We start from the raw sequence: 24414 nt of genomic DNA on the forward strand, positions 1-24414 counted from the left end.
AGCACTAGTGGGGCCCGGGCGGCGCGAACTCGGTGCCGCACGGTCCCGCACCCTCGCTCTCGGCCAGCGGCACCCGGTCGCCGCTCATCGACACCGTCCGGTAGTACTCCCCGATCCGCTCGGCCGAACGCCCCACGTAGTGACCGATGAAAGAGCGGCGGAAGCGGTCCTGAGTACGGTTGGGCTGCGACCCGTGCACCAGACTGCCGTTGAAGAACAGCACGTCCCCCGGCCGCATGTCGACGGGCACCGCCTCCAGACCGGGAGGCGGTGCGACGTACTCACGCGCGAAGGACACCTCGACGTCCGCCACCTCCGGGCAGAACAGGTCCATCGCATGTGTGCCGGGGACGACCTCAAGACCGCCGTTGTCCCGGTCGATCACATCGCACGCGATCCAGGCCGCCACGCACGTGCCCGGCTCGACCCGCAGATAGAAGTTGTCCTGGTGCAGCGCCTGGCCCCGGGCGCCCGGCGGCTTGAAGTAGAACATGCTCTGCGCGGCCAGCACCTCCTCCCCGAGGAGCTCCTCCAGCGCGCCGTGCAGCCGGGGATCGAGCAGCACCGCCAGCGACAGCTCGTCGATCTCGTGCGGCTGCATCACCCGCGGGTACACCCGCAGCGGATCACTCTGCTCCGGCCGGGGCTCGAAGTGCCCGGCCACCGGCCCGGCCGCGTGCAGCGCCGTGAACCGCTCGCACAGCCGGTCGATCTCGTCGTACCCGAACAGTCCGCGCACGACGGTGAAGCCCTCCTCCCGGAACTGGCGGAGTCCGGCCTCGGGCAGGATGGGAGCGCCGGCGGCGCCGATGTCCGTGACTGTCATGCGTCCACTCCTCCATCTGGTGTCCTGTGCCTGTCACGCTAGGCCGAGGCCCGATCCAGGAGGATGACCGTGAGCGCTGACGGATTGCCCGAGACTGCTGCCGGGTCCGGTGACCCCGCCCCGTCGCCCGGCCTGGTCGTGGTCGGGCACTACGACCAGCCGCCGGGGTACCGGGTCGAGAGGCCGCGCGGCGCGGACAGCTGGCTGTTCACCTGGACCACCGGCGGGAGTGGGCGGCTGCGCCACGGCAGCACCGAGGCGCGGGCCGGGGCGGGGGACCTCGTGGTGCTCGCTCCGGGGGTGCCGCACGGCTACGGGGTCCAACAGGGCGCGCCCCACTGGGAGTTCTGGTGGGCGCACTGCCAGGCCCGCCCCACCTGGCGATCGTGGCTGAGCCCGTACGACGTCGGTGAGGGGCTGTACGTCGTCACGCCGACGCCGGACGCCGTGCACGGCCGCGTCGAAGCCGCGTTCCGCCGGATGCTCGCGGACGCCCGCTGGACCGGCACGGACGCGCCCCCCGCACCGGCGCCGGGGGAGGAGCCGGTCGCCGTGGCCCATGGCACCGCGGCCCGCGAACTCGCCCTGTGCTCGCTGGAAGAAGTCGTCCTGCTCACCGCCGGCACCGCACGGCCCGTGCCGGCCCACCCCGGAGTCGACCCCCGGGTGCGCCGGGCACAGGCGCTGATCGACGCGGACCCGGCCGCTCCGCACACCGTGCGCTCGCTCGCGGGACACGTGACGCTCTCGCCCTCGCGGTTCGCCCATCTCTTCACCGGGCAGGTCGGCCGGTCGCCGATGCGCGCGCTGCGCGAGGCGCGACTGCGACATGCCGCCCGGCTGCTGGAGACCACCGGGCTCTCCGTGGACCGCGTCGCGGCCGCTTCCGGGTTCGCCAGCCCCTATCACTTCAACCGGGCGTTCCGGGAACGGTACGGAAGGCCGCCGGGGGCGTACCGGTCGGGCGGTCCAATGGTTGGCACGTGACTTGTGAAGGCCTGGTGAAGGCGGATACGTCCGCATGACCAGGCATGAAAGTGGAAACGCGGCTGTTCAATGGTTTGTCCCGGGGTTCGGGACGCGATGAGTGAATACCGTTTCCAATTGCTTCGGCGGTATTTCGTAATGATCGGGGCGCGCTATTGACCAGTCGTCAAATAGCGATCGGCCCGCACGCAATGCACAAAAACCGGAGCCGCTTGTTCTCTGCCCCTGACCTGTGCAAAGGTGTGCCTCGCTCCCTTAAGCCCCAAGGTTCACACAAGCTGTGTCCGGAGCATACCCCTTGGTACGGACCTTCAATGCCGCATGCCCTCCGGAGGAATGCCGCCGTGCATGACGCAGGCCTGTCGAATTCCCCATACGACGCCCGCATCTTTGAAGTAACGGACGCTCAACTGAGCGCCGAACTCAAGAAGTGGACGGGGGTGTCGCCGGCGCTGCACCCGGTCGGTGAACTTCTCGACCGGCACTGGGAAGCGGGCTTCGCCTACGCGCGGCTGTGCACGGCGGACGCCCGGTCGGCGGGCATGCTCACCACCGCGGCGTTCACCAGACTCTTCGGCGAGACCCTGCGGCAGACCGGCCCGACGGCCGCCTGGCGCCCCCGACTGCTCGTCACCGTGCGCCGTATCGCGGCGGAGTGGGACAACGACCGCAGACGGGAGCTGCTTCACCCCGCGCTGAGATCCGAGGGGGAGGGCGCGGAGCGCGTCGCCGCCCGGCTGCTGCCGCCGGCGGACCGCAGGCTGCTGTCGGGCGCCTTCCAGCGGCTCCCCCAGGCGGCCCGCTGTCTGCTCTGGCACACCGAGGTCGAGGCCGAGCCGCTGTCGGTGCCGGCCGGACTGCTCGGCCTCGACGAGGAGTCCGCACGCCTCGAACTCGCCCGTGCCTGCGACCGGTTGCGCGAGGAGTGCCTCCAGGTCCACCGCGAGCTCGCCCCCGAGCAGGAGTGCCGCCAGTACCTGCGGATGCTGGACGTGACCTACCGGCGGGGCGGCGTCGACGTCGACCCCGATCTGCGCGGGCACCTCAACCGCTGCGCGCACTGCAGCGACACCGCCTGCCAGCTCACCTTCTTCAACGAGGGACTCGGCGTCGCGCTGGCCGAGGCGGTGCTCGGCTGGGGCGCGCGGGACTACCTCGTGAAGAGGGCGAGCCTGGCGGACGGGACGGCCGAGGCCGAGTCGATGGCGCCGCCGGTTCCGACGTCGGCAGCGGCTGCGAAGACGATGATCGCGGGTGAGTCCTTCTTCGCCGACGCCCCCGCCCCCATCCCCGCACGACCGCGCCACGCGCCCGCTCCGGCGGCCGAGTCCTTTGCGCCCGCGACCGAGAACTTCGCCCCTGCGGGCGACGCCTTCGTCCCGTCGGCCGAGTCCTTCGCCCCCGCGGCCGAGAACTTCAGCGACGCCGGCGACCCCTTCGCCGCCGGGGAGTTCGCGCCCGCGCGCGAGGCGTCCGCCCCCACGAGCCGGCCCTTCGCCGCCTCTGCGAACGAGGCCTTCTCCGCTCCCGCCGACCAGGCGACCGGGAACCAGCCGTTCGCCGCCGACTCCGTCTCCGCACCCGCGGAGCCCGGCCCCCGCAGGTCCCGCCGTGCAGCCCGTCGGAACGAGTCGGGCACGTCCACCGGCCCTGCCGCCGGCACCGCCCGCACCTGTACCGGTCGCGCGGCCCTCAAGGCCGCCCGCCGGGCCGCCCGGCGCCGCAACCTCACCGCCGCCGTCGCGACCGTCAGCGCCCTCGTGGTCCTGCCGTTGGTCATCTGGTCCGTCGCCGGATCCGGCGACGACTCCTCGGCCGCGGCCGGCGACCGGCCGTCCGAGGCACCCGACTCCGGTGCGGGCACCGCCACCAGGAACCCCTCCTGGGCGGGCGCCGCCGAGGCCGCGAAGGGCGATCTGCGAGGCCGGCTGCACAACATCGGCTCGGGACTGTGCGTCGGCATCGCCGACGGGAAGGCCGTGGAGGGCGCCGAGACCGAACTCGCCAAGTGCTCCTCGGCACCGGGCCAGCAGTGGTCGTACGAGACCGACGGACTGATGCGCAGCGGCGCCGACCCGGGCCTCTGCCTCGACTCCCACCTCGGCTACTCGGTGCGGCTCGCCCGCTGCACGGGCATCCCCGACTCCGAGACGGACAACATCCGCTACGACTTCACCCTCCAGGGCACCCTGGTGCCACGCTTCGACCAGGACCTGGCCCTCAGCCCCGCCGCCACCGACGGCTCCGGCGCCCTGGTCGTCAAGACCCGCGAGGACGAGAGCGACGCCCAGCACTGGGTCATCGACACGTCGCAGACCGAACTCCAACTCGCGGTCGTGAACTGGGACTCGGCCGCCGAGACGCCGAAGACGGCCACGCCGGCCCCGACTCCGACTCCCGAGGCGTCGAAGCCCCCCAAGGCCACGCCGACCCCCTCGGCGACGCCGTCGACCACGCAGCCGGGGTCCGCGAGCGCGTCGCCGTCCGACGACTCCTGTTACGACGACCCGTACTCCTGCTCGTGGGGCGACGGCGACGACGGCTGGTCCGGCGGTGGCTACGGGGGCGGCGGTTACGGCGGCGGTTGGGGGCACGGCGGCCACCACTGAGCGGACGGATCAGCCCCCGGTGCCCGGCTGCACCACCGTCAGGAACACCGACGACTCGTTCCCGGCGACGGGCACCTCACCGGCCGTCCACGCCACCTTCAGCGAATCCCGCTCGTCGGGCGGCGTCACGAGCAGCGACTTCGGCAGCGCCGTACGGGCCCCGCTGATCTCGGGACTTGCGAAGGTCAGCCCCGCCCAGGCGCTGCTGCCCGGCGTCAGCGTCACGGTCGTGGGTGTGTCGGGGGAGCGCTTCGGGTCCGGGCCGAGCTGCTTGCCGGCGGCGTCCACGAAGGCGGCACCGGGATAGCCCCGCACGGTGCAGGTGTGGTCGCCGGCGTTGGTCAGCACGATCGGGAAGTTGCGCTGTCCCGCGCCGGGACTGGGACGGCCGATCGACGCGCGCAGCTGGGAGCTGTGGCAGCGCGTGCCGGGGCCGCCCGACTGGGTCGCGGGGCTGGTGGTGTCGACGGACGGCGGCCCGGTCGTCGCCGGCTCGCTGGCGGCCGGCCCGGTCGGCGGGCCCCCGGTGTCGGTCGCGGCCGGTGAAGTCGCCGTGCCGCCGGTGCCGGCCGGGGTCTGTACCGCGCCCGTCGAGTCACCGCCCCCGCCGCACGCCGTGAGCAGTCCCAGCAGCGCGACGGCGCCGACGAGGGGAGTCGCCCGGTGTAATGAGGGGAAAACCCGTGCAGGTCCCATGAATCACGACTCCCCCTTTTTGAGGGCGGCTACTCACTCCTCGGCGAGCAGCCCGATCTCCGCCCAGATGGTCTTGCCGTCCGTGGTGTGCCTGCTGCCCCAGCGCTGGGTCAGCTGGGCGACCAGGAGCAGTCCACGGCCGCCCTCGTCGAAGGTCTTGGCGCGGCGCAGATGCGGTGCCGTGTGGCTGGTGTCGGACACCTCGCAGATCAGCGTCGCCGCGTCGTGGATCAGGCGGAGCCGGATGGGGTGGGTGCCGTAGCGGATGGCGTTCGTGACCAGCTCGCTCACCACCAGCTCGGCGGTGAAGGAAGCCATGCTCAGGTCCCAGACCTCCAGTTGCTCCACGACCTGCTTGCGGATGGGCGCGACGAGCGCCGGGTCGGCCGGGATGTGCCAGGTCGCCACCCTGGAGGTGGGCAGGCCCTGGGTGCGGGCCAGTAGCAGAGCCACGTCGTCCGCGACGCCGCCGGGCGGGAGCAGGGCGTGCAGGACGCGGTCGCAGGTCTCGTTCAGCGACTCGGAGGGGGAGGACCCGGAGGGGGAGGACAGCGCGTCGCACAGCAGCGCGTGGCTTGCGTCGACATCGCGCTCGCGGGTCTCGATCAGCCCGTCGGTGTAGAGGGCGAGCACCGTGCCCTCGCGCAGTTCGATCTCGGCGGACTCGAACGGCAGCCCGCCGAGGCCCAGCGGCGGCCCGGCCGGCAGCTCGATCTCCTGCGGCTCGCCGCCGGGCGGGACCATGACGGGCGAGGGGTGCCCGGCCCGGGCCAGCGTGCAGCGCCGGGAGACCGGGTCGTACACGGCGTACAGACAGGTGGCGCCGACCTCGCCGGGCCCGGCCTCGGTGCCCGCCTCCTCGGACAGCCGCACCACCAGGTCGTCGAGGTGGGTGAGCAACTCGTCGGGCGCCAGGTCGATGTCGGCCAGGGTGCGCACCGCCGTACGCAGCCGCCCCATGGTGGCCGACGCCTGGATGCCGTGCCCGACGACGTCCCCGACGACCATCGCCACCCGCATCCCGGACAGCGGGATCACGTCGAACCAGTCACCGCCCACCCCGGAGCGCGCCGCCGGCAGATAGCGGGACGCCGCTTCCACCGCGGCCGTGCGCGGCAGGGTCCGCGGGAGCAGGCTGCGCTGGAGGGCGAGGGCGGTCTCGCGTTCGCGCGAGTAACGGCGGGCGTTGTCGATGCAGACCGCCGCGCGAGCGGTGACCTCCTCGGCCAGCAGCGCGTCGTCGGGCGTGAACGGCACCCGGTTCTTGAACCGGGTGAGCACGGCGACGCCGAGCGTGGTGCCACGGGCCTGGATCGGAACGGACATCGTCGTGTGGATGCCGTACTCGCTGATCCGCTCCGAGCGGATCGGGTCCCAGGCGAGCCACTCCTCCAGGTCCCCGGTCGACATCGCGGCCACGATGGTGTGACCCGCCAGCAGCGCGTCGGCCTGGGGGGACGGGGTGGGATACACGTCCAGATGGCCGGGCTTGACCACCGCCTCGGGGCTGCCAGGGTTGACGGAGCTGTGCGCGGCCCGGCGCAGACCGATCGGTGCGGACAGCCGTCCGGTGGGCGCCTCGCCGCCGTGCTCCGGCGGGTCCAGCAGATCGACGCTGACGAAGTCGGCCAGGGCGGGGACGCAGACGTCCGCCAGCTCCTGCGCGGTGCGGGTCACGTCGAGGGTGGTGCCGATGCGCACACTGGCCTCGTTGACCAGCTGGAGCCGCTCCTGGGCCAGGTACTGGTCGGTGAAGTCGTGGGCCGCGACGGACACGCCGTGCACCCGCCCCTTGGCGTCGGTGATCGGCGCCATCCGGGCCAGCCAGGCATGGGTCCTGTCGCCGCCGACGGGGATGTACGTCCGTACGTCGGTGCCCCGGCCCGTGGTGAGGACGCGCAGGAGCTGTCGCTCGATGTCGTGGCTCTGCGGCCGGCCGGTCAGTTCGCTCGACCGCAGCCCGCGCACGTTCTCCTCGGAGAGGCTGAGGACCTCGGCCATGACGTTGTTGATTCTGCGCAGCCGGAGCCGGTCGTCGTAGATCGCGATGGCGCAGGGGGACGCGAGCAGCCCCACGTCCTCCAGCGGATCTCCGGGCGGACGCGGGTCGTCGCCCTCGATCGGCGTGACCACGAGCCAGTGCTCGGGGCCGTTCTCCTGGGGCCGTACGCGATGGGCGAGCAGCCACACGGCGACCGTGCCGCCGTCGCGATGGCGCAGTGTGACGACACCGTCCCAGCGGTCGCCTTCCGGGGCGAGGGTCCGGCGGTCGACGTCGCCGACCAACAGGCTCGCGGCCGGGCGTCCCACGACCTCCTCCGCCGGGTGCCCGAGCAGCCGCTCCGCACCGGCGTTCCACTCCACGAGTACGCCGCTGTCGTCGATGACCGCCCGGGCCGTCGCGGCCTCGTCGAACGGATAATCCGGGCTCATGGTCGCCACTCCAACGCGCACACACACGGTGAACAAGCGTGCTCAATCGGGTCCCAGCCTAGTGCTTCGGCGCCGTTCACGGAGCGAACCCGTGACCGCACTCTTGACTGCTCCGCACGCCACGGCGTCAGAATCTGTTTGTTCGCGATCAATTCTGAGTGCTTCTGCGCCCTGATGAGGGGGAGCCGCCATGACAGTCTCCAGAAGATCGTTACTGCTCGCCTCCACGGCCGCCCCGGCGGCCGGAGTGCTGGCGGGCATCCCGACGGCACGGGCCGCGGAGGGCTCCGGTGCCGCGTCCGGCCGGCGCACCGTCCCGCTGCGTGACGGCTGGCGCTTCGCCCTGGTGAACCCGGGCGGCATCACCGATCCGACCGGCGCCTTCGCCGAAGCGGCCGACCCCGCCTACGACGACTCGGGCTGGCGGGAGGTGGCGGTGCCGCACGACTGGAGCATCGAGCTCGCCCCGACCACCGAGCACGGCACCACCAGCGGCACCGGCTTCTTCCCCGGCGGCCTCGGCTGGTACCGCGTGGCCTTCACTCTGCCTGCCGCCCTCGCGGGCAAGCGGATATCGGTGGAGTTCGACGGCGTCTACATGGACGCGTACGTCCACTGCAACGGCACGGAGGCCGGCCATCACCCCTACGGCTACACCGGCTTCGCCCTCGACCTCACCGATCTGCTGCACACCGATGGCAGTACCGAGAACGTCCTCGCGGTCAAGGTGCAGAACCGACTGCCCAGCAGCCGGTGGTACTCGGGCAGCGGCATCTACCGCGAGGCCCGCCTCGTCGTCACCGAGCCGGTGCACGTGGAGCGCTGGGGGACGTACGTCACCACACCGGAGTTCACCGAGGACCGCGGCCTCGTCAGGGTACGGACGTCCGTGGTGAACGCCTCCGGCGTCGGCACCGACGTCGAGGTCGTCTCGCGGATCGTCGATCCCCGGGGCCGTACCGTCGCCCGTACGTCCTCCACGGTCGCCGTCACCGACAGGGCGACCGAGACCCATGAACTCACCGTCCCCGCACCTAAGGCGTGGGACCTCGGCACCCCGCACCACCGCTACACCCTCGACACCGAGCTGCGCGTCGGCGGCCGGGCGACCGACACCCACCGCACGGGCTTCGGCTTCCGCACCTTCCGCTTCGACCCGGACGAGGGTTTCCACCTCAACGGGGTCCACCACAAGATCAAGGGCGTCGACCTGCACCACGACCTCGGCGCCCTGGGCGCCGCCGTGAACGTCGACGCGATCCGGCGGCAGATGACCATCATGAAGTCGATGGGCGTCAACGCCTTCCGCACCTCCCACAACCCGCCCTCGCCGGAGATCGTCCAGGTCTGCGAGGAACTCGGCATCGTGATGCTGGTCGAGGCGTTCGACTGCTGGCGGACCGGCAAGACGCGCTACGACTACGGCCGCTTCTTCGACGAGTGGGCCGAGCGGGACGCCACCGAGATGGTGCTGGCGGCCCGCAACTCGCCCGCCGTCCTCATGTGGTCCATCGGCAACGAGGTCCCCGACTCCACCTCCACCGCCGGGCTCGCCATGGCTGACCGGATCACCGACGCCATCCGGGCCGCCGACGACACCCGCCCCCTGGTCATCGGCTCCGACAAGTACCGCCGGCTGCCCGCCAAGGGTTCGGCGGCCGACCTGATGCTGGCCAAGCTGGACGGCCTCGGCCTGAACTACAACACCGCGGGATCGGTGGACCAACTGCACGCCGCCTACCCGCACCTCTTCCTCTTCGAGTCCGAGTCGTCCTCCGAGACCTCCACGCGCGGCGCCTACCAGGAGCCCGAGCGTCTCAACACCGGCGAGAACCACACGCCCGGCCGCAGGGCCACCTCGTCGTACGACAACAACCTCGCCTCCTGGACCATGAGCGGCGAGTACGGCCACAAGAAGGACCGCGACCGGAAGTGGTTCACCGGGCAGTTCCTGTGGTCGGGCATCGACTACATCGGCGAGCCCACGCCGTACGACGTCTTCCCGGTGAAGGCGTCCTTCTTCGGCGCGGTCGACACCGCCGGCTTCCCCAAGGACATGTACTACCTGTTCCGGAGTCAGTGGACCGGCGAACCCATGGTCCATCTGCTGCCGATGACCTGGAACCACGCGGAGGGCGACACGGTCGAGGTGTGGGCGTACTCCAATGTCGACACCGTCGAGCTGTTCCTCAACGGCAAGTCCCTCGGCACGCGCACCTTCGACACCAAGAAGACCGTCGACGGCCGGGTCTACCTGGAGACCACCGAGGCGACCGGCGACGACAAGACCTTCACCGACGGCCCCTATCCCGGCAGCTACACCAGCCCCAACGGCAGCGCGGGCAAACTCCACCTCGCCTGGAGAGTGCCGTACCGGCCGGGGGAGTTGAAGGCGGTGGCCCGCCGGGACGGGAGGGCGGTCGCCACCGACGTGCTGCGCACGGCCGGCCCGGCGAGGTCCGTGCGACTCACCGCCGACCGCGAATCCCTTGCCGCAGACGGCCGTTCGCTGCTCTTCGTGACCGCCGAGATCGTCGACGCGCACGGTGTCGTGGTGCCCGACGCCGAGGACCTGATCTCCTTCGACGTGCGGGGCGGCTCGCTCGCCGGGCTCGACAACGGGCGCCAGGAGAGCGCAGAGCGCTACCAGGCCAGTACTCGTACGGCCTTCCACGGCAAGGCGCTGGCCATCGTCCGCTCCGGCACGAAGGCCGGCACCCTCAAGGTGACCGCACGGGCCGAGGGCCTGCGGGCGGGTTCCCTGACCGTGCGGACGACGCCCGCGAAGTCGGCCGCACTCACCCCGGCCGAGGCGTTCGAGCCCGACCACCCGAGGCCGCCGGACTACCCCCACGCGAACGCCAGTTACTCCGGGCGGCCGGACACCCTCCCGGCCGCGATGCTCGACGGCGACCCCGCCACCGGCTGGTCCAACGGCTTCACCAAGGCGGCCACGGCCCTGCTGCCCGCCTTCGACGGAGCCCGGCAGGAGGACTGGGTCTCGGTGGACTTCGGCCGGGCACGGAACCTGGACCGGGTGGAGGTCTCCTTCACGATGGACGCCACGCACACGCTGCCGGCGTCGGTCGTGGCGGAGGTGTGGGACGGCCGCAGGTATGTGCCGGTGAAGGGGACGGCTGTGGAATGGGCCACGACCTCGGACGCACCGACGGTGGTCACCTTCGAGGCGACAAGAGGCTCCCGGCTGCGACTCACCCTGACCAGCGCTCATCCGGGGGAGGCACGAGGGGCAATACGCATCAGCAGGCTGGAGGCACCGGTCACGTGACGGACGCAGGGCTCACCCGCGCCCCTGAAGGGGCGCGGGGAACCGCGCGACCAGCCACGACGGCGCCGCCCGAAAAGGTCGACCGTCAGAACCGTTGACGCACTGTCATGTCGCCAACAACCATGGGCTGCACCCGCATCTGGGAGCGCTCCCACAGCGAGTGCCCCGCACCTCCCCCGAGGAGCCCAGCTGTGAAACGCCGCAGAACCACCCTGCTGACCCTGTCGGCCCTGCTGGCCGCAGGCCTCACCGCAGTTCCGGCGGCTCCCGCCGGCGCCGAAGAGGTCGAGCAGCTCAAGAACGGGACGTTCGACAGCACCACAGACCCGTGGTGGGCCACCGGCAACGTCACCGCGGGGCTGTCCGAAGGGCAGCTCTGCGCCGACGTGCCCGGCGGCACCGCCAACCCCTGGGACGCCGCCGTCGGCCAGAACGACATCACGCTGGTGAAGGGCGAGTCGTACCGCTTCTCCTTCACCGCGAACGGCTCGCCCGAGGGGCATACCGTGCGGGCGATCGTCGGACTGTCGGCGGCGCCGTACGACACCTACTTCGAGGTCACCCCGGAGCTGAGCGTCTCCGGGAACTCCTACTCGTACACCTTCACCTCACCCGTCGACACCCCGCAGGGTCAGGTCGCCTTCCAGATCGGCGGCGGTGCGGACGCGTGGCGGTTCTGCATGGACGACGCCTCCCTGCTGGGCGGCGTCCCGCCCGAGGTGTACGAGCCCGACACCGGGCCGCGGGTGCGGGTGAACCAGGTCGCCTATCTGCCCGCCGGGCCGAAGAACGCCACGCTGGTCACCGGCGCCGGCGGCAAGCTGCCCTGGCAGCTCAAGAACGCCGCCGGGACCGTCGTCGCCCACGGCTGGACCGTGCCGCGCGGCACCGACGCCTCCTCCGCGCAGAACGTCCACTCCATCGACTTCGGCGCCTACCGCAAGCAGGGCAAGGACTTCACACTCGTCGCCGACGGAGAGGCGAGCCGCCCCTTCGACATCGGGACGGCCGCGTACGAGCGGCTTCGACTGGACGCTCTGAAGTACTACTACACGCAGCGCAGCGGCATCGCGATCCGCGACGACCTGCGCCCCGGCTACGCCCGTCCCGCCGGACACGTGGACGTCGCACCCAACCGGGGCGACGGCGCGGTGCCCTGCCGGCCGGGCGTGTGCGACTACACGCTCGACGTGACCGGCGGCTGGTACGACGCCGGCGACCACGGCAAGTACGTCGTCAACGGCGGCATCTCCGTGTGGGAACTGCTGAGCACCTACGAGCGCGAACTGCTCGCCCGCACCGGCGAGTCGGAGCGGCTGGGCGACGGCACGCTCGCCATCCCGGAGAGCGGCAACAAGGTCCCCGACATCCTGGACGAGGTCCGCTGGGAGCTGGAGTTCCTGCTGAGGATGCAGGTCCCGGAGGGCCGGCCACTGGCCGGCATGGCGCACCACAAGATCCACGACGAGCAGTGGACCGGCCTGCCGCTGCTGCCGAGCGACGACCCGCAGAAGCGTGAACTGCACCCGCCGTCCACCGCCGCGACCCTGAACCTAGCCGCGACGGCCGCGCAGGCGGCGCGCCTGTACAAGCCGTACGACAGGCAGTTCGCGGCGAAGGCGCTGGCCGCCGCCCGCAAGGCATGGTCGGCCGCGCTGGCGCACCCCGACCGGTACGCCTCCGAGAGCGACGGCGTCGGCGGCGGCACCTACGCCGACGACAACGTCACCGACGAGTTCTACTGGGCCGCGGCAGAGCTGTATCTCAGCACGGGGGAGCGTGAGTTCGCGGACCACGTCCTGAACTCGCCCGTCCACACGGCCGACGTCTTCGGCGCCCTGGGCTACGACTGGGCCCGGACGGCCGCCGCGGCCAGGCTGGACCTGGCCACCGTGCCGAGCAGGCTCCCCGGCAGGGACAAGGTCCGCCAGTCCGTGGTCAAGGGCGCCGACCGCTACCTGGCCACGCTGAAGGCACAGCCGTACGGGATGCCGTACGCACCCGACGGCAACCTCTACGACTGGGGTTCCAACCACCAGATCCTGCACAACGCCGTCGTCATCGCCACCGCGTACGACATCACGGGGGCCTCGAAGTACCGGGACGGCGCGGTGCAGAGCATGGACTACCTCTTCGGGCGCAACGCGCTGAACATCTCGTACGTGACCGGCTACGGCGAGGTCAACTCCCACAACCAGCATGCCCGTTGGTACGCCCACCAGCTCGACCCGAGCCAGCCGAACCCGCCGGCCGGCACGCTTGCGGGCGGGCCGAACTCGAGCATTCAGGACCCCTACGCACAGAGCAAGCTCCAGGGCTGCGTGGGCCAGTTCTGCTACATCGACGACATCCAGTCCTGGTCGACGAACGAGCACACGATCAACTGGAACTCCGCCCTGACCCGCATGGCCTCCTTCGTCGCCGACCAGGGGTGAGGAGGGGGCCGTGACGGACGGGAGGCCCGCCGCCGGCCGGTGCGGCGGCGGGCCTCCCTGCGCCCGACGACCGGGTCACGGAGTGACGTTCTTGACCGGCAGGTTCTTGCTCGCGCCCGCCAGGTAGTAGTCGGTCGGCGCCGAGAAGACCACGAACTCGTTGTCGTAGTCCCGGATCTTGGCGCTCACGGTGAAGTTGCCGCGCGCGTCGGTGGTCGTCCGGGCGTTGTAGGAGCTCTCGTAGTACGTCCGCAGGAACACCCGGGTGCCGGCGATCGGGCCGTGCCCGGCCGGCCAGGCGACCCGGCCCTTCACGACGAGCGTGTCGCCCTTGCGCACGGTGGTCTTGTTCACCCGGTAGGTGATGGCGCTGGTCACGGGCCGCACCTTGACCGTGGTGTCCGCGAACGCCATGTGGTTGTCGGTGGGGTCGGTGTCGTAGATCGCCCGGAACATCACCTGGTGACGGGGGAAGAGGAAGGGGCTGGGCCGGTCCTCGACACGGCCCGCGGGGACGTCCCGGAGGGTGAAGTCGCCCTCGGCGTCGGTGCGGACGGTGCCCAGGTCGCGGGTCTCCCACTCGGTGGGGTCGATGGGGTCGCCCCACGGGTTCCAGGTGTCGAACAGCACCGACTCCTCCAGGCGGACCGGTGCGTCGGCGACGGGAGTGCCGTCGGTGCGGGTCAGGGTGCCGGTCAGGTCGACCGTGCGGTGGGTGTAGTCGGTCGTGGCGGTGTCGCTGACGAGGGTCACCGCATAGTCGTCGCCGTCCGCCGCGTGGGCGGGCGGCACGGCGACGAGGGTGGCCAGGGCGGTGGCCATCGCGAGAGCGGCGACGGCGGTCGGCCGAGCGGCCGTTGAGTGCTTGTGCACGTGAACTCCGTTGGTGAGGTGAGCCGTTGGGGTGCCCGGAACACCGGTGGTGTCGGTATCGGGTCTGACCGCGGGACCTCACCCGGGGTTGTAGGGGCCGTAACGCCGGTACGGCCCCGGTACACGCCGTTCGGCCGCCCTTTACCTCGGGTTGCCCCGCGGTTCGTGCCGCACGAGCTCGCCGGGCCGTTGATGTGCGGTGAGGGTGTGGAGCTGTGCCTGGCTCAGCGGTTCGTGCACCTCGACGTACTCGCCGTGCGGGAGTCGCTTGATGACGCCGGTCTCCCGGCCGTGCAACACCCGTTCCCTGTCCTGGAGTTGCAGGCCCAGGCAGATCCGGCGGGTGACGACGAACACGGCCACCGGGACGAGGAGGACGGCGATACGGATCGCCCAGGTCACCGTGTTGATGGACAGATGGAGCCGGGTCGCCACGATGTCGTTGCCGCCGCCCGCCAGCAGCACCAGGTAGAGACTGATCCACGCGGCGCCGATCCCGGTGCGGACCGGGCGGTTGCGAGGGCGGTCCAAGAGGTGGTGCTCGCCCTTGTCGCCCGTCACCCGGGCCTCCACGAACGGATACACGCCGATGAGGACCAGCAGGAGCGGGAAGACCACGATCGGGATCAGCACACCCAGAACGAGCGTGTGGCCCCACAGAGTGATCTCCCAGCCCGGCATGATCCGGACCAGGCCCTCGGCGAAGCCCAGATACCAGTCCGGCTGGGCACCGGTGGAGACCTGGTCGGCACGGTAGGGGCCGTACGACCAGACCGGGTTGATGGACGCCACGGCCGCCATCAGGGCCAGGGCGCCGAAGACGAGGAAGAAGAAGCCGCCCGCCTTCGCCAGGTACACCGGCATGAACGGCGTGCCCACGACGTTGCGTTCGGTGCGCCCGGGGCCCGCGAACTGCGTGTGCTTGTGGTGGACGACCAGGATGAGGTGGGCGACGACCAGCGCCGCCATGATGCCGGGGATCACCAGGATGTGCAGCGAGTAGAAGCGGGCCACGACGTCATGGCCCGGGTACTCGCCGCCGAACAGGAACATCGACAGATACGTCCCGACGACCGGGACGGACAGCAGCGCCCCGTTCACGAACCGCATGCCCGTCCCCGAGAGCAGGTCGTCCGGCAGCGAGTAGCCGAACAGACCCTCGAACAGGGCGAGGAGCAGCAGGCTCCAGCCGAACACCCAGTTGACCTCCCGCGGCTTGCGGAACGACCCCGTGAAGAAGTGCCGCATCATGTGCGTGAGCATCCCGGCGACGAAGACCAGCGCCGCCCAGTGGTGCACCTGCCGCATCAGCAGCCCGCCGCGCACGTCGAAGCTGATGTCCAGTGTGGAGGCGTACGCCTCGGACATGCGGACGCCGTTCAGCGGCACGTAACTGCCGTGGTACGTCACCTCGTTCATCGACGGATGGAAGAACAGGGTCAGGTAGACGCCGGTCAGGATCAGCACGACGAAGCTGTACAGGCATATCTCGCCGAGCAGGAAGGACCAGTGGTCCGGGAAGACCTTGCGCAGATACTTCCGGCCGAGCGTGTGGATGCCGAGCCGGCCGTCGAACCAGTCCGCGACCCGCTCGCCCCGCCCGGGCAGCTCTCCGGTGCTCATGCCTCCCCCCGCCGCACATGCGTGAGCTTCTCGGGGTTGCTCACCACGTAGACGCCCGACACCCGCTCGCCGTCCGGCGTGAGGTCCAGGACCAGGACGGCGTACGGCTCCTCGCCCTGGAACAGCACTGCCGCGTCGTCGCCGTTCACCCGCCGGTAGCGCAGGTCCAGGTGGGCGCCTCCCGCGCCGCCCCGGCGCGCGAGCGAGCCGAAGAGTCGGACCGCCTTGTCCCGGCCGTGCACGGGACGCAGACCCGCGGGTTTCCGCTTGCCGCCACCGTCCGTCCACACCGTCACGTCCGGCGCGAGGATCTCCATCAGCTCGGCGATGTCCCCGCCCACCGCGGCCCGCACGAACCGCTCGGTCGCCTCCCGCCGCACCCGTGGATGCGCCTCGTACAACGGCCGCCGGGCGTGCACATGCTCGCGCGCGCGATGCGCCAGCTGACGTACGGCCGCCGGGCTGCGCTCGATGATCTCGGCGATCTCCGTGTGCGGGTAGCCGAACACCTCGTGCAGCACGAACACCGCGCGCTCCAGCGGGGTCAGCGACTCCAGGACGACCAGCATCGCGAGCGAGACGGACTCGGTGCGCAGCGCCGGATCCTCGACGCCGGTGGCCTCGCCCTCCGCGACCAGTGGCTCGGGCAGCCACGGGCCGACGTACGTCTCGCGGCGGCGGCTGATCGCGGCCCGCCGCGTCAGGGCGTGGTTGACGGCGATCCGCACCAGATACGCCCGCGGATTCTCGACCCCGTCGAGCGGCGCGCCGCCGCCCCGCGCCGTCCACGACAGCCATGTCTCCTGAAGGACGTCCTCGGTGTCGGCGACACTGCCGAGCATGTTGTAGACGACGCCGAACATCAGCTCACGATGCCGGACGAATACGGCGGTCGCGTCGTCGGTGACGGTTGCGGGGTTGTCGGACATGCGTGGGGCCTCCCGATGCGTGCTCACCACTGCGAGTGGTGGCGGGGGCCGGAATGTGACATCTCACGGCCGAATGTGACCCACGTCTCGGGGAGATCGACCCGCAGTTCTGTGTGCGGTCGGCCTGATCGGCTGCTCCGGTACCGGCATACATCACACTTGACCTGCTGGTATTTACGCGTGAGTACCCGAGCGGTACCGTGAGGAGCATGCCAGCTCTCAACGTGGAGTTCAGCGACCGCGAGCTAGAGGACCTGCGGCAGATCGCGAAGGAACGCGGTACGTCGATGAAGGCGCTCGTGCGGGAGGCCGCCGCGGCGGACATAGCCCGGCACCGGGCGCTACAGGAAGGCGCCGAGGCGTTCCGCCGGTTCTTCTCGTCGCACGCCGACGAGTTCGCGGCCGCCTTCCCCGACGACGAACCGCCCGCAAAGGGCGAGGGACGAGCCGCCTGACCGATGGCACCCGTCATCCACATCGACGTGCCCTGGCTGCTCCAGCGGCACGAAGAGGTCCTGCCCGACCAGCCCACGATCAACGACTTCTCCGCGTTGGTCGCCGCCGTCGCCCGCCATCGCGTGGATCCGCCCCGACTGGGCATCGACTCCGACCCGGCCTGGCGGGCCGCAGCCCTGCTGCACACCCTCGCCCTGCTCAAGCCGCTGCCGTCGGCCAACGCCCGCTTCGCCTGCTCCGCCGCGGTGGCCTACATGTTCGTCAGCGGTGTCGGCATCGACCCGCCCTACGGCGCCCTCGTCGACCTCGCCCGTGACCTGATCTCCGGCAAGGTGGACGTGTACGGAGCGGCCGACCGGCTGCGCTCCTGGCAGATCTAGAGGTTCGCCCGAGGGTACCCGGCGGCGCCGGCCCTGCGATCCCCGTTCCTTCCGCTCCGGGGCCGCCGTCCGGGGGCGGAAGGAACGGGGTCGGCGGCCCATGGCGCGCGGGAGAGCCTCCTGAATCTGCGCCGGGCCTTCCGAGAGGGCCGATCCCAGTGGACTACGCCGGCGCGTGCGCCGGGGAGCGTGCGCGGTGCTCCGGCGCGTGCGTCGGTTTCACACGGGGTGCATGGAATGCCTAAAGGTGGCGCCGGTGCGGCGAGTTGCCGCCGTATCTGACTTTCTTTCAATGGGGCTGATGTTGCCCAAGTGCCTTGTTGGTCATCAGTGCGCTGTGCAAGGGTGAAGTACCCGTGGGGGGTGGAAAAGGCCGTAGCTCATTCGTTCCGCGGGGGAACCGGTGCGGATGGGCGTCGGTGAATTCGTGCTCCCCGCGCACGCGTCGAAGAGGTACACACCAAGTCACCGCTCCTTTTCGGCGATCAGAACTTCTGTGTCTTGCGCGTGGGAAGGAATCCGTTCAGTGCCCACCCCCCACCCCCCTCGTCCTCCTTACCCCCCGCCGGGCGGGGTTCCCGAGGAATCCGACGAAGGCCTCGCCGCCAGACTCCGGGGCCGGCCGGACGGTGAGGCCGGCCCGTCCGTCGCGCTGCTCATGGCACGCCACTGGCAGCCGGTCCGTGAATACGCGGTGATCTGTCTCGCTTCCCCGGCCGATGTCGTGGATTTGGTCACCGCGGCCGCATTCCATCAGGTTCTCGACCGTCTGGCGCTCGGCGAACCGGCCGTCGCACTGCGGCCCAGGCTCCTCGTAGCCGTCCGGGAGACCGTCCGGCACTGGTCGTCCGACGATCGAATAGCGGGCGTTCTGCCGGAGTTGGGGAAACCCGCGGGCGGTCGCGGTATGCGTGCCGCGAAGTCCATGACGCCCGAAAATCGGAAGCTTGCCGATCGGTCATTCCAGGCGCTTCCGGGACTCGCCCGATGTCTCCTCTGGCACACCGAGGTCGAAGCCGAGCCGCTAAGCGTCCCCGCCGCACTGCTGGGCATGGACACCGTTACCGCCGCGGCGGCGCTCGAACAGGCGCGTGATAAATTCCGTGAAGGTTGTGTACATGCCCATCGGGAACTCGCGCCCACGAAGGATTGCCGGTTCTACAACCGTCTCCTCGACGTCCCGATTCGCCGCGGCGGGGCCCTGCTGCCGGATGTGCAGCAGCATCTGACGGAGTGCCGTTACTGCCGCAACGCCGCCGAACAACTGAGTCATTTCGAGGGCGCGTTGGGCGGGCTCATCGCCGAGTCGGTGCTCGGCTGGGGCGCACGCCGCTATCTGGACACCCGGCCGGGCCGCAACAAGGACGCCGCGGCCCGGGTGCGAGGCTCGGCCCGGCACGGCGCAGGGCGCCGACGGCTGCTGTCGCGGATCCCCGCGCAGATGCGCCGACCGCCCGGCGGACCGCGTTCCTCACGGACGCTGCTGACGGGCGTGGGCCTGGCCTCGGCCGGCCTGATAGCGATCATGCTCGCCGCCGGCCTCCTCTCGGACGACGACGGCGTCGACCCGGCCGCCTCGGCCACCGGCGGCGGTACGGCGACCGGGCTGCCCCCGGCCGTGTCCACCGCACCTCCCGGTACCGCCCAACTCCCCAACGCACCCCGGCAGACCAGGCTGCGCAACGCCGAGTCCGAGCTGTGCCTCGACATCCGGGGCGCGGCCGAGGCCGGGGCCGGGACGGAACTGGCCAGGTGCTCGGACGACGACACCCAGCAGTGGTCGTACGAGAAGGACGGCCTGCTCCGCAGCGTGGCGGAGCCCGATCTGTGCCTGGACTCGCACGCGGACGCCGGTGTGGTGATCCTCGGCCAGTGCGTCGACGAGGACTCGAAACGCGCCGACGACGTGCGCTACGACCTCACCGTCCGGGGCGAGTTGCTGCCCCGCTGGGACGAGCAGCTCGCCCTGGCGGCCACGACGGCCGACGCGGGCGCCGACATCGTCGTCAAGGTCCGCGACGGCTCCGAGGGCCAACGCTGGCTCACGGACCCGGCGACTTCGCCGAGCCCGGGGTCGCTGTCCGGCGCGGAGGTGGAGACGCCGGGGGCGCGGGCGGTGCGACTGGGGGAGGAGGACGCGTAGTCCGAGCGGCCACAGCAGCGCCGGTCAGGGGCGCGGGGAACTGCGCGACCAGCCACGACGGTGCCGCGGACGACCGACAACGCGACGCGGCACCCCCGGCGGAGCGCTCAGTTCACGACGTCCCGAGGTGTCCCGCCCGCCAGGAAGTCCGTCACGTTCTGCACGGCGGCCAGGGCGATACGGACCAGGGTCTCGCGGGTGACGCCGCCGACGTGCGGTGACAGCACCACGTTCGGCGCGCGGAGCAGACGCAGGGCCGGGTTGGGCGGTTCGGGGTCGAAGACGTCGATGCCCGCCCCGGCCAGGGCGCCCTTCTCCAGTGCGTCGGCGAGGGCGTCCTGGTCGATCAGGGCGCCGCGCGCGGTGTTGATGACGAACGCCGTCGGCTTCAGCAGCGCCAGCCGCTCGGCGTCGAGCAGATGCCGGGTCTCGTCGGTGAGCGGGGTGTGCAGGGAGACGTAGTCGGCGGTGCTCAGGAGTTCGTCGAGCGGGACGTGGCGGGCCGGGCCGAACTCGGCCTCCGTCTCCGGGGGCAGCCGGCGGCGTCCCGCGTAGACGACGCTCATGTCGAACGCGACCGCCCGCCGGGCGACTTCCCGCCCGATCTGGCCCAGGCCCACGATGCCGAGCGTCTTGCCGCACAGCTCCGTCAGCGAGTTCTGCAGGCGGGGGAGTGCCCAGTCGGCGTCGACGAGCGCGGTGTGCGCGGGGATCAGTTGCTTGGCGAGCGCGAGCATCAGGGCGAAGGTCTGCTCGGCGACGTTCTGCGCCTCGGCGCCGCTGGAGCCGATGTTGCACACCCGCACCGAGCGCTCGCGTGCCGCGTCCACGTCGACGTAGTCGAAGCCGTGGCTCGCGCACTGGACGAGCCGCAACTCCGGTGCGGCGGCGAGGTGTTCCGCGGTAACCGGCGAGAGCGCGGTGATGACGACGTGCGCGGAGCGCAGGGCGGCCGGGTCGTCGTCGGCCGCCTCCACGACGGTGACGTTCGCGTCCGCGGGGAACAGCGTCGCGAGGCCGGCGCCGATGCCGCGGCCGCCCACGTGGGGCGAGATGACGGCGAGGACGTTCTGCCGGGCGGTCATGCGGTTTCCTCGATGAGGTCGGCGGGGCCGGGCGTGGTGGGGCCGGCGTGCCCGGACAGGGCGAGGGTGAGGTCGAGTTCGGCGAGCAGACAGCGGATGACGTGCTCGACGCCCGCCTGTCCGTCGAGGCCGAGCCCGTAGGCGTACGGCCGTCCGACGAGGACCGCCTTCGCGCCGAGGGCGAGCGCCTTGAAGATGTCGTCGCCGGTGCGGATGCCGCTGTCGAACAGCACCGTCAGCCGGTCGCCGACCGCCTCCACGACACGGGGCAGGGCGGCGGCCGCGCCGATGGAGCCGGCGACCTGGCGGCCGCCGTGGTTGGAGACGACGACCCCGTCCATCCCGGCGTCGGCGGCGGCGCGGGCGTCGTCCGGGTGCACTATGCCCTTCAGGACGATCGGGCCGTCCCAGTGCTCCCGCAGGAACGCCAGGTCCGGCCAGGTCTTCGCGGGGTCGGAGAACATGCCGACGAAGTGCATGACGGCCGCGTTCGGATCCTCGTGCACCGGTTTGGCGAGCCCCGCCTGGAAGGCCGGGTCGGAGAAGTAGTTGGCGGTGCCCACGCCGTGCAGGAACGGCAGGTACGCCTGGTCGAGGTCGCGGGGCCGCCAGGCCAGCATGGGGGTGTCCAGCGTGACGACGAGCGTGCTGAACCCGGCGGCCTTCGCCCGGTTCAGGAAACTCCGGGCCACTTCCGGGTCCTTCGGCCAGTACAGCTGGAACCAGCGCTCGGCGTCGCCCATGGCCTCCGCGACCTGCTCCATGGGCGTGCTGGAGGCCGAGGACAGGGTGAACGGCACACCCTGTGCGGCGGCGGCCCGGGCGGCAGCGCACTCCGCGTCCGGGTGCATGATCGACAGTACGCCGATCGGTGCCAGGGCCAGCGGGGAGGGCAGGGCGCGGCCCAGCACCTCGACGGACAGGTCGCGTTCGTGCACGTCCCGCAGCATGCGGGGCACGATCCGCTGGCGCCGCAGCGCCGCCCGGTTGGCGCGGGCGGTGCTGCCGTCGCCGGCGCTGCCCGCGACATAGCCGACGGGGCCCGGACCGAGTCGCCGCTCGGTGAGTTCCTCCAGCCGCGTCAGATCGGTGGGCAGCCGGGGTACGGCTCCCGACATCCCGTTCAGATAGATCTCGTACTGGAAGTCCGCCCAGTGCTTGCCCATGCGTACGCCCCGCCTCTCGTCACTGAGAACGCGCTGTACGCAGACCATACCGACCGGTAGGCGTGCGAGTGGATCAGGGGGCGGTCACCGACCGGTGCAGGATGCGGGCCAGGTCGTGCGGCTGGGAGAACATCGGCCAGTGGCCGGTGTCCAAGGACACCAGGTTCCAGAGGTCGCTCTTGAGGAGGTCCGCCGCGGCGCCCCACGGCTCCTCGCCGTCGAGCAGGCACTTGACGTAGGTGCCCGGGACCTCGCTCAGCGGGCGGGGCATGACCGCCGCTCCGGTGAGCGAGGCGCCCGGGTGCGGGGTCGCGCCGTCGACCATGCGGGCGGTCTGCTCGTCCGTCATGCCCTGGCCCGCGAACTCGTCGGCCGTGAGCGGAGGCCAGAAGCCGTCGTTCTTCGCGATCGCCGCCCGTACCTCGTCGCTGGGCCAGCCCGACAGGAACGACTCCCCGTCCACGGGGACGTTCGCGTCCACCAGCACCACTCGACTCAGCCGGTCACCGATCCGCACGGCCGCCTGCCCGACCGGGACGCCCGAGTAGCTGTGCCCGACCAGGACGACGTCCCGCAGATCGAGGCGTTCGACCTCGGCGACGATGTCCTCGACATGGGTCTGCTGCCCGGGCGCCGGCTCGCCCTGTCTCTCGGCGAGGCCGGTGAGTGTCAGCGGATGGACGTCATGGCCGCCCGTGCGCAGTTCGGCGGCCACCTCGTCCCATGCCCACGCCCCGAGCCACGCCCCCGCCACCAGCACGAAATTGGTCATGCCCGCAACGTAGCCGACGGCACTGACAACGCCCCCGGACCGCTGATCGGTGGCACCGGCACCTCGGCTGTCCGGGCCAGCCGTGGGCCGTCGGGCCCGTAGACCGCCCGGGGTTCGGGGAACAGCCGCAGCAGCGCCAGGAACAGCACTGCGGCCACGGCCAGCGACAACGGCAGGCTGATGTCCACCCCGCCCGCCAGATCGCCGAGCGGGCCGACGAACTGTCCGGGGATGTTCGTGAACAGCACGCCGATCACCGCGGCCACCCACCAGGCCGTCATGCCCCGCCAGTTCCAGCCGTGCGCGAACCAGTAGCGGCCGCCGCGCTGACGCCGGTTGAAGACCTGGAGGGCCTCGGGGTCGTACCAGCCGCGCCGGGTCCAGTAGCCGAGCATCATCACGACCATCCACGGTGTGGTGCAGGTGATGATCATGGTGGCGAACGTCGAGATCGACTGCACCAGGTCGAGCGCGAACCGTCCGACGAAGATGAACCCGATCGACAGCGCGCCGACCAGCAACGTGGCCTGCACGCGCGTGAGCCGCGGGAAGACCGAGGAGAAGTCGAGGCCGGTCCCGTAGAGCGCGGTCGTGCCCGTCGCCATACCGCCGATCAGGGCCAGCAGACACACCGGCAGGAAGTACCAGCCCGGCGAGATCGCCAGCAGCCCGCCCACGAAGTCGGGGGCGGCCGGATCGACGTACTCGGGCACCTTGGTGGCGATGATGCTCGCGGTCGCCAGGCCGAACACGAAGGGCAGCAGCGTCGAGATCTGCGACAGGAACGCGGCGCCGATCACCCGGCGGCGCGGGGTGCTCGCCGGGATGTAGCGGGACCAGTCGCCGAGGAAGGCCCCGAACGAGACGGGGTTGGACAGCACGATCAGCGCGGCACCGATGAACGACGGCCAGAACAGCGACTGGGTCGCCGCGTCCGCGGAGTCGGTGAACACGCCCGCGTAGGACGGGTCGAAGTCACCGGCGAAGGCGACGGCGCCGATCAGGAACAGCAGGCTCGCCGAAGGTACGGCGATCTTGTTGACGAACAGCATGAAGCGGAAGCCGTACACGCACACCGCGAGGACCAGGCCGGCGAAGAGCGCGTACGCGACGACGTACGACAGGTTGCCGCGATCCAGTCCGAACAGCCGGTGCGCGCCGCCGACCAGGGCGTCGCCGGAGCTCCACACCGAGATCGAGAAGAACGCGACCGCCGTGAGGAGGGACAGGAACGAGCCGACGACGCGGCCGTGCACGCCGAGGTGCGCGGAGGAGGACACGGCGTTGTTGGTGCCGTTGACCGGTCCGAACACGGCCATGGGGCACAGGATCAGCGCGCCCGCGACGACTCCGAGGAGCGTGGCGGCGAGGCCCTGCCAGAAGGAGAGGCCGAACAGGATCGGGAAGGCGCCGAGGACGCAGGTGGAGAAGGTGTTCGCGCCGCCGAAGGCGAGCCGGAACAGGTCCAGCGGGCTCGCGGTGCGCTCGGCGTCGGGGATGCGGTCGACGCCGTGGGACTCGACCTCCGTCAAGGAGGGAGCGGGGGAGGGGAGTTCGGGCTGAGGGGACACGGGGGCTCCAGCGGGGGCGGGGCGGTGGAGCGCGTTGTGGCGCGGCGTGGGTGACGGCCGGTGCCTGCCGCTGGGGTGTGCGGGCAGCGCGGATGCCGTCCTCTCGGGGATCAGCAGACGGTACGGCCGTGCCGAAGATCC

17 protein-coding genes are annotated in these 24414 nt (G+C 71.3%); 7 read left to right on the forward strand and 10 right to left on the reverse strand.

Features of this window, described 5'->3' with window-relative positions:
- Positions 1 to 4 precede the first annotated feature (4 nt).
- Positions 5 to 826 (reverse strand): phytanoyl-CoA dioxygenase family protein, encoded by an 822-nt coding sequence (locus PGH47_RS39195; protein WP_271667417.1) that lies wholly within the window; start codon positions 824 to 826, stop codon positions 5 to 7.
- Between the two features lie 63 nt (positions 827 to 889).
- On the opposite strand from PGH47_RS39195, the gene PGH47_RS39200 reads away from it, so the two are divergent.
- Both PGH47_RS39200 and PGH47_RS39205 read left to right on the forward strand, forming a co-directional pair.
- A complete protein-coding gene (locus PGH47_RS39200; protein ID WP_271667418.1) occupies positions 890 to 1813 on the forward strand; it encodes a helix-turn-helix domain-containing protein in 924 nt (307 codons plus the stop codon).
- A 344-nt stretch (positions 1814 to 2157) separates the two neighbouring features.
- Positions 2158 to 4422, forward strand: coding sequence for a ricin-type beta-trefoil lectin domain protein (locus PGH47_RS39205; RefSeq protein ID WP_271667419.1), 2265 nt, complete (start codon positions 2158 to 2160; stop codon positions 4420 to 4422).
- Positions 4423 to 4431: 9 nt separating this feature from the next.
- On the opposite strand, the gene PGH47_RS39210 is transcribed toward PGH47_RS39205, so the two are convergent.
- Together PGH47_RS39210 and PGH47_RS39215 are read right to left on the reverse strand one after the other, a co-directional pair.
- Positions 4432 to 5118 carry a DUF4232 domain-containing protein gene (locus tag PGH47_RS39210; protein WP_271667420.1) on the reverse strand — a complete coding sequence of 229 codons (687 nt, stop codon included), beginning with the start codon at positions 5116 to 5118 and terminating at the stop codon, positions 4432 to 4434.
- A gap of 33 nt (positions 5119 to 5151) precedes the next feature.
- Positions 5152 to 7551, reverse strand: coding sequence for a SpoIIE family protein phosphatase (locus PGH47_RS39215; RefSeq protein ID WP_271667421.1), 2400 nt, complete (start codon positions 7549 to 7551; stop codon positions 5152 to 5154).
- A gap of 190 nt (positions 7552 to 7741) precedes the next feature.
- Between PGH47_RS39215 and PGH47_RS39220 the strand changes: the two genes are divergently transcribed.
- Together PGH47_RS39220 and PGH47_RS39225 are read left to right on the forward strand one after the other, a co-directional pair.
- Positions 7742 to 10840 carry a glycoside hydrolase family 2 TIM barrel-domain containing protein gene (locus PGH47_RS39220; protein ID WP_271667422.1) on the forward strand — a complete coding sequence of 1033 codons (3099 nt, stop codon included), beginning with the start codon at positions 7742 to 7744 and terminating at the stop codon, positions 10838 to 10840.
- A gap of 191 nt (positions 10841 to 11031) precedes the next feature.
- Positions 11032 to 13275 (forward strand): glycoside hydrolase family 9 protein, encoded by a 2244-nt coding sequence (locus PGH47_RS39225; protein ID WP_271667423.1) that lies wholly within the window; start codon positions 11032 to 11034, stop codon positions 13273 to 13275.
- A gap of 75 nt (positions 13276 to 13350) precedes the next feature.
- Here PGH47_RS39225 and PGH47_RS39230 read toward each other — a convergent pair whose 3' ends face one another.
- The 3 genes from PGH47_RS39230 to sigJ all read right to left on the reverse strand — a co-directional run bounded on the left by PGH47_RS39230 (position 13351) and on the right by sigJ (position 16700).
- Positions 13351 to 14148 (reverse strand): acyl carrier protein, encoded by a 798-nt coding sequence (locus PGH47_RS39230; protein ID WP_271667424.1) that lies wholly within the window; start codon positions 14146 to 14148, stop codon positions 13351 to 13353.
- Between the two features lie 141 nt (positions 14149 to 14289).
- The gene (gene qcrB, locus PGH47_RS39235) at positions 14290 to 15771 is read right to left on the reverse strand and encodes a cytochrome bc1 complex cytochrome b subunit (RefSeq protein WP_271667425.1); all 1482 of its coding nucleotides are present in this window, start codon (positions 15769 to 15771) and stop codon (positions 14290 to 14292) included.
- On the reverse strand, positions 15768 to 16700 hold the full coding sequence (gene sigJ / locus PGH47_RS39240) for an RNA polymerase sigma factor SigJ (RefSeq protein WP_271667426.1): 933 nt from the start codon (positions 16698 to 16700) through the stop codon (positions 15768 to 15770). The genes qcrB and sigJ overlap by 4 nt, the downstream gene beginning before the upstream one ends.
- 209 nt (positions 16701 to 16909) lie before the next feature.
- Between sigJ and PGH47_RS39245 the strand changes: the two genes are divergently transcribed.
- The 3 genes from PGH47_RS39245 (at position 16910) to PGH47_RS39255 (ending at position 19679) form a co-directional block, all read left to right on the forward strand.
- Positions 16910 to 17155: a hypothetical protein gene (locus PGH47_RS39245; protein ID WP_015655829.1), complete on the forward strand. Its 246-nt coding sequence runs from the start codon at positions 16910 to 16912 to the stop codon at positions 17153 to 17155.
- 3 nt (positions 17156 to 17158) lie between these two features.
- Complete coding sequence (locus tag PGH47_RS39250) at positions 17159 to 17536, forward strand: hypothetical protein (RefSeq protein WP_030950043.1); 378 nt, start codon at positions 17159 to 17161, stop codon at positions 17534 to 17536.
- A 526-nt stretch (positions 17537 to 18062) separates the two neighbouring features.
- Positions 18063 to 19679 carry an RICIN domain-containing protein gene (locus PGH47_RS39255; protein WP_271667427.1) on the forward strand — a complete coding sequence of 539 codons (1617 nt, stop codon included), beginning with the start codon at positions 18063 to 18065 and terminating at the stop codon, positions 19677 to 19679.
- Between the two features lie 107 nt (positions 19680 to 19786).
- Here PGH47_RS39255 and PGH47_RS39260 read toward each other — a convergent pair whose 3' ends face one another.
- The 4 genes from PGH47_RS39260 to PGH47_RS39275 form a co-directional block, all read right to left on the reverse strand.
- Positions 19787 to 20764 (reverse strand): 2-hydroxyacid dehydrogenase, encoded by a 978-nt coding sequence (locus tag PGH47_RS39260; RefSeq protein WP_271667428.1) that lies wholly within the window; start codon positions 20762 to 20764, stop codon positions 19787 to 19789.
- Complete coding sequence (locus PGH47_RS39265; RefSeq protein WP_271667429.1) at positions 20761 to 21930, reverse strand: lactate 2-monooxygenase; 1170 nt, start codon at positions 21928 to 21930, stop codon at positions 20761 to 20763. Before PGH47_RS39265 ends, PGH47_RS39260 begins: the two co-directional genes overlap by 4 nt.
- A 73-nt stretch (positions 21931 to 22003) precedes the next feature.
- Positions 22004 to 22702, reverse strand: a complete 699-nt coding sequence (locus PGH47_RS39270; protein WP_271667430.1) for an alpha/beta fold hydrolase — start codon at positions 22700 to 22702, stop codon at positions 22004 to 22006.
- The gene (locus PGH47_RS39275; RefSeq protein ID WP_271667431.1) at positions 22699 to 24273 is read right to left on the reverse strand and encodes a purine-cytosine permease family protein; all 1575 of its coding nucleotides are present in this window, start codon (positions 24271 to 24273) and stop codon (positions 22699 to 22701) included. Before PGH47_RS39275 ends, PGH47_RS39270 begins: the two co-directional genes overlap by 4 nt.
- Between the last annotated feature and the right edge of the window lie 141 nt (positions 24274 to 24414).

Source organism: Streptomyces sp. HUAS 31 (assembly GCF_028198125.1).
GTDB lineage: Bacteria > Actinomycetota > Actinomycetes > Streptomycetales > Streptomycetaceae > Streptomyces > Streptomyces chartreusis.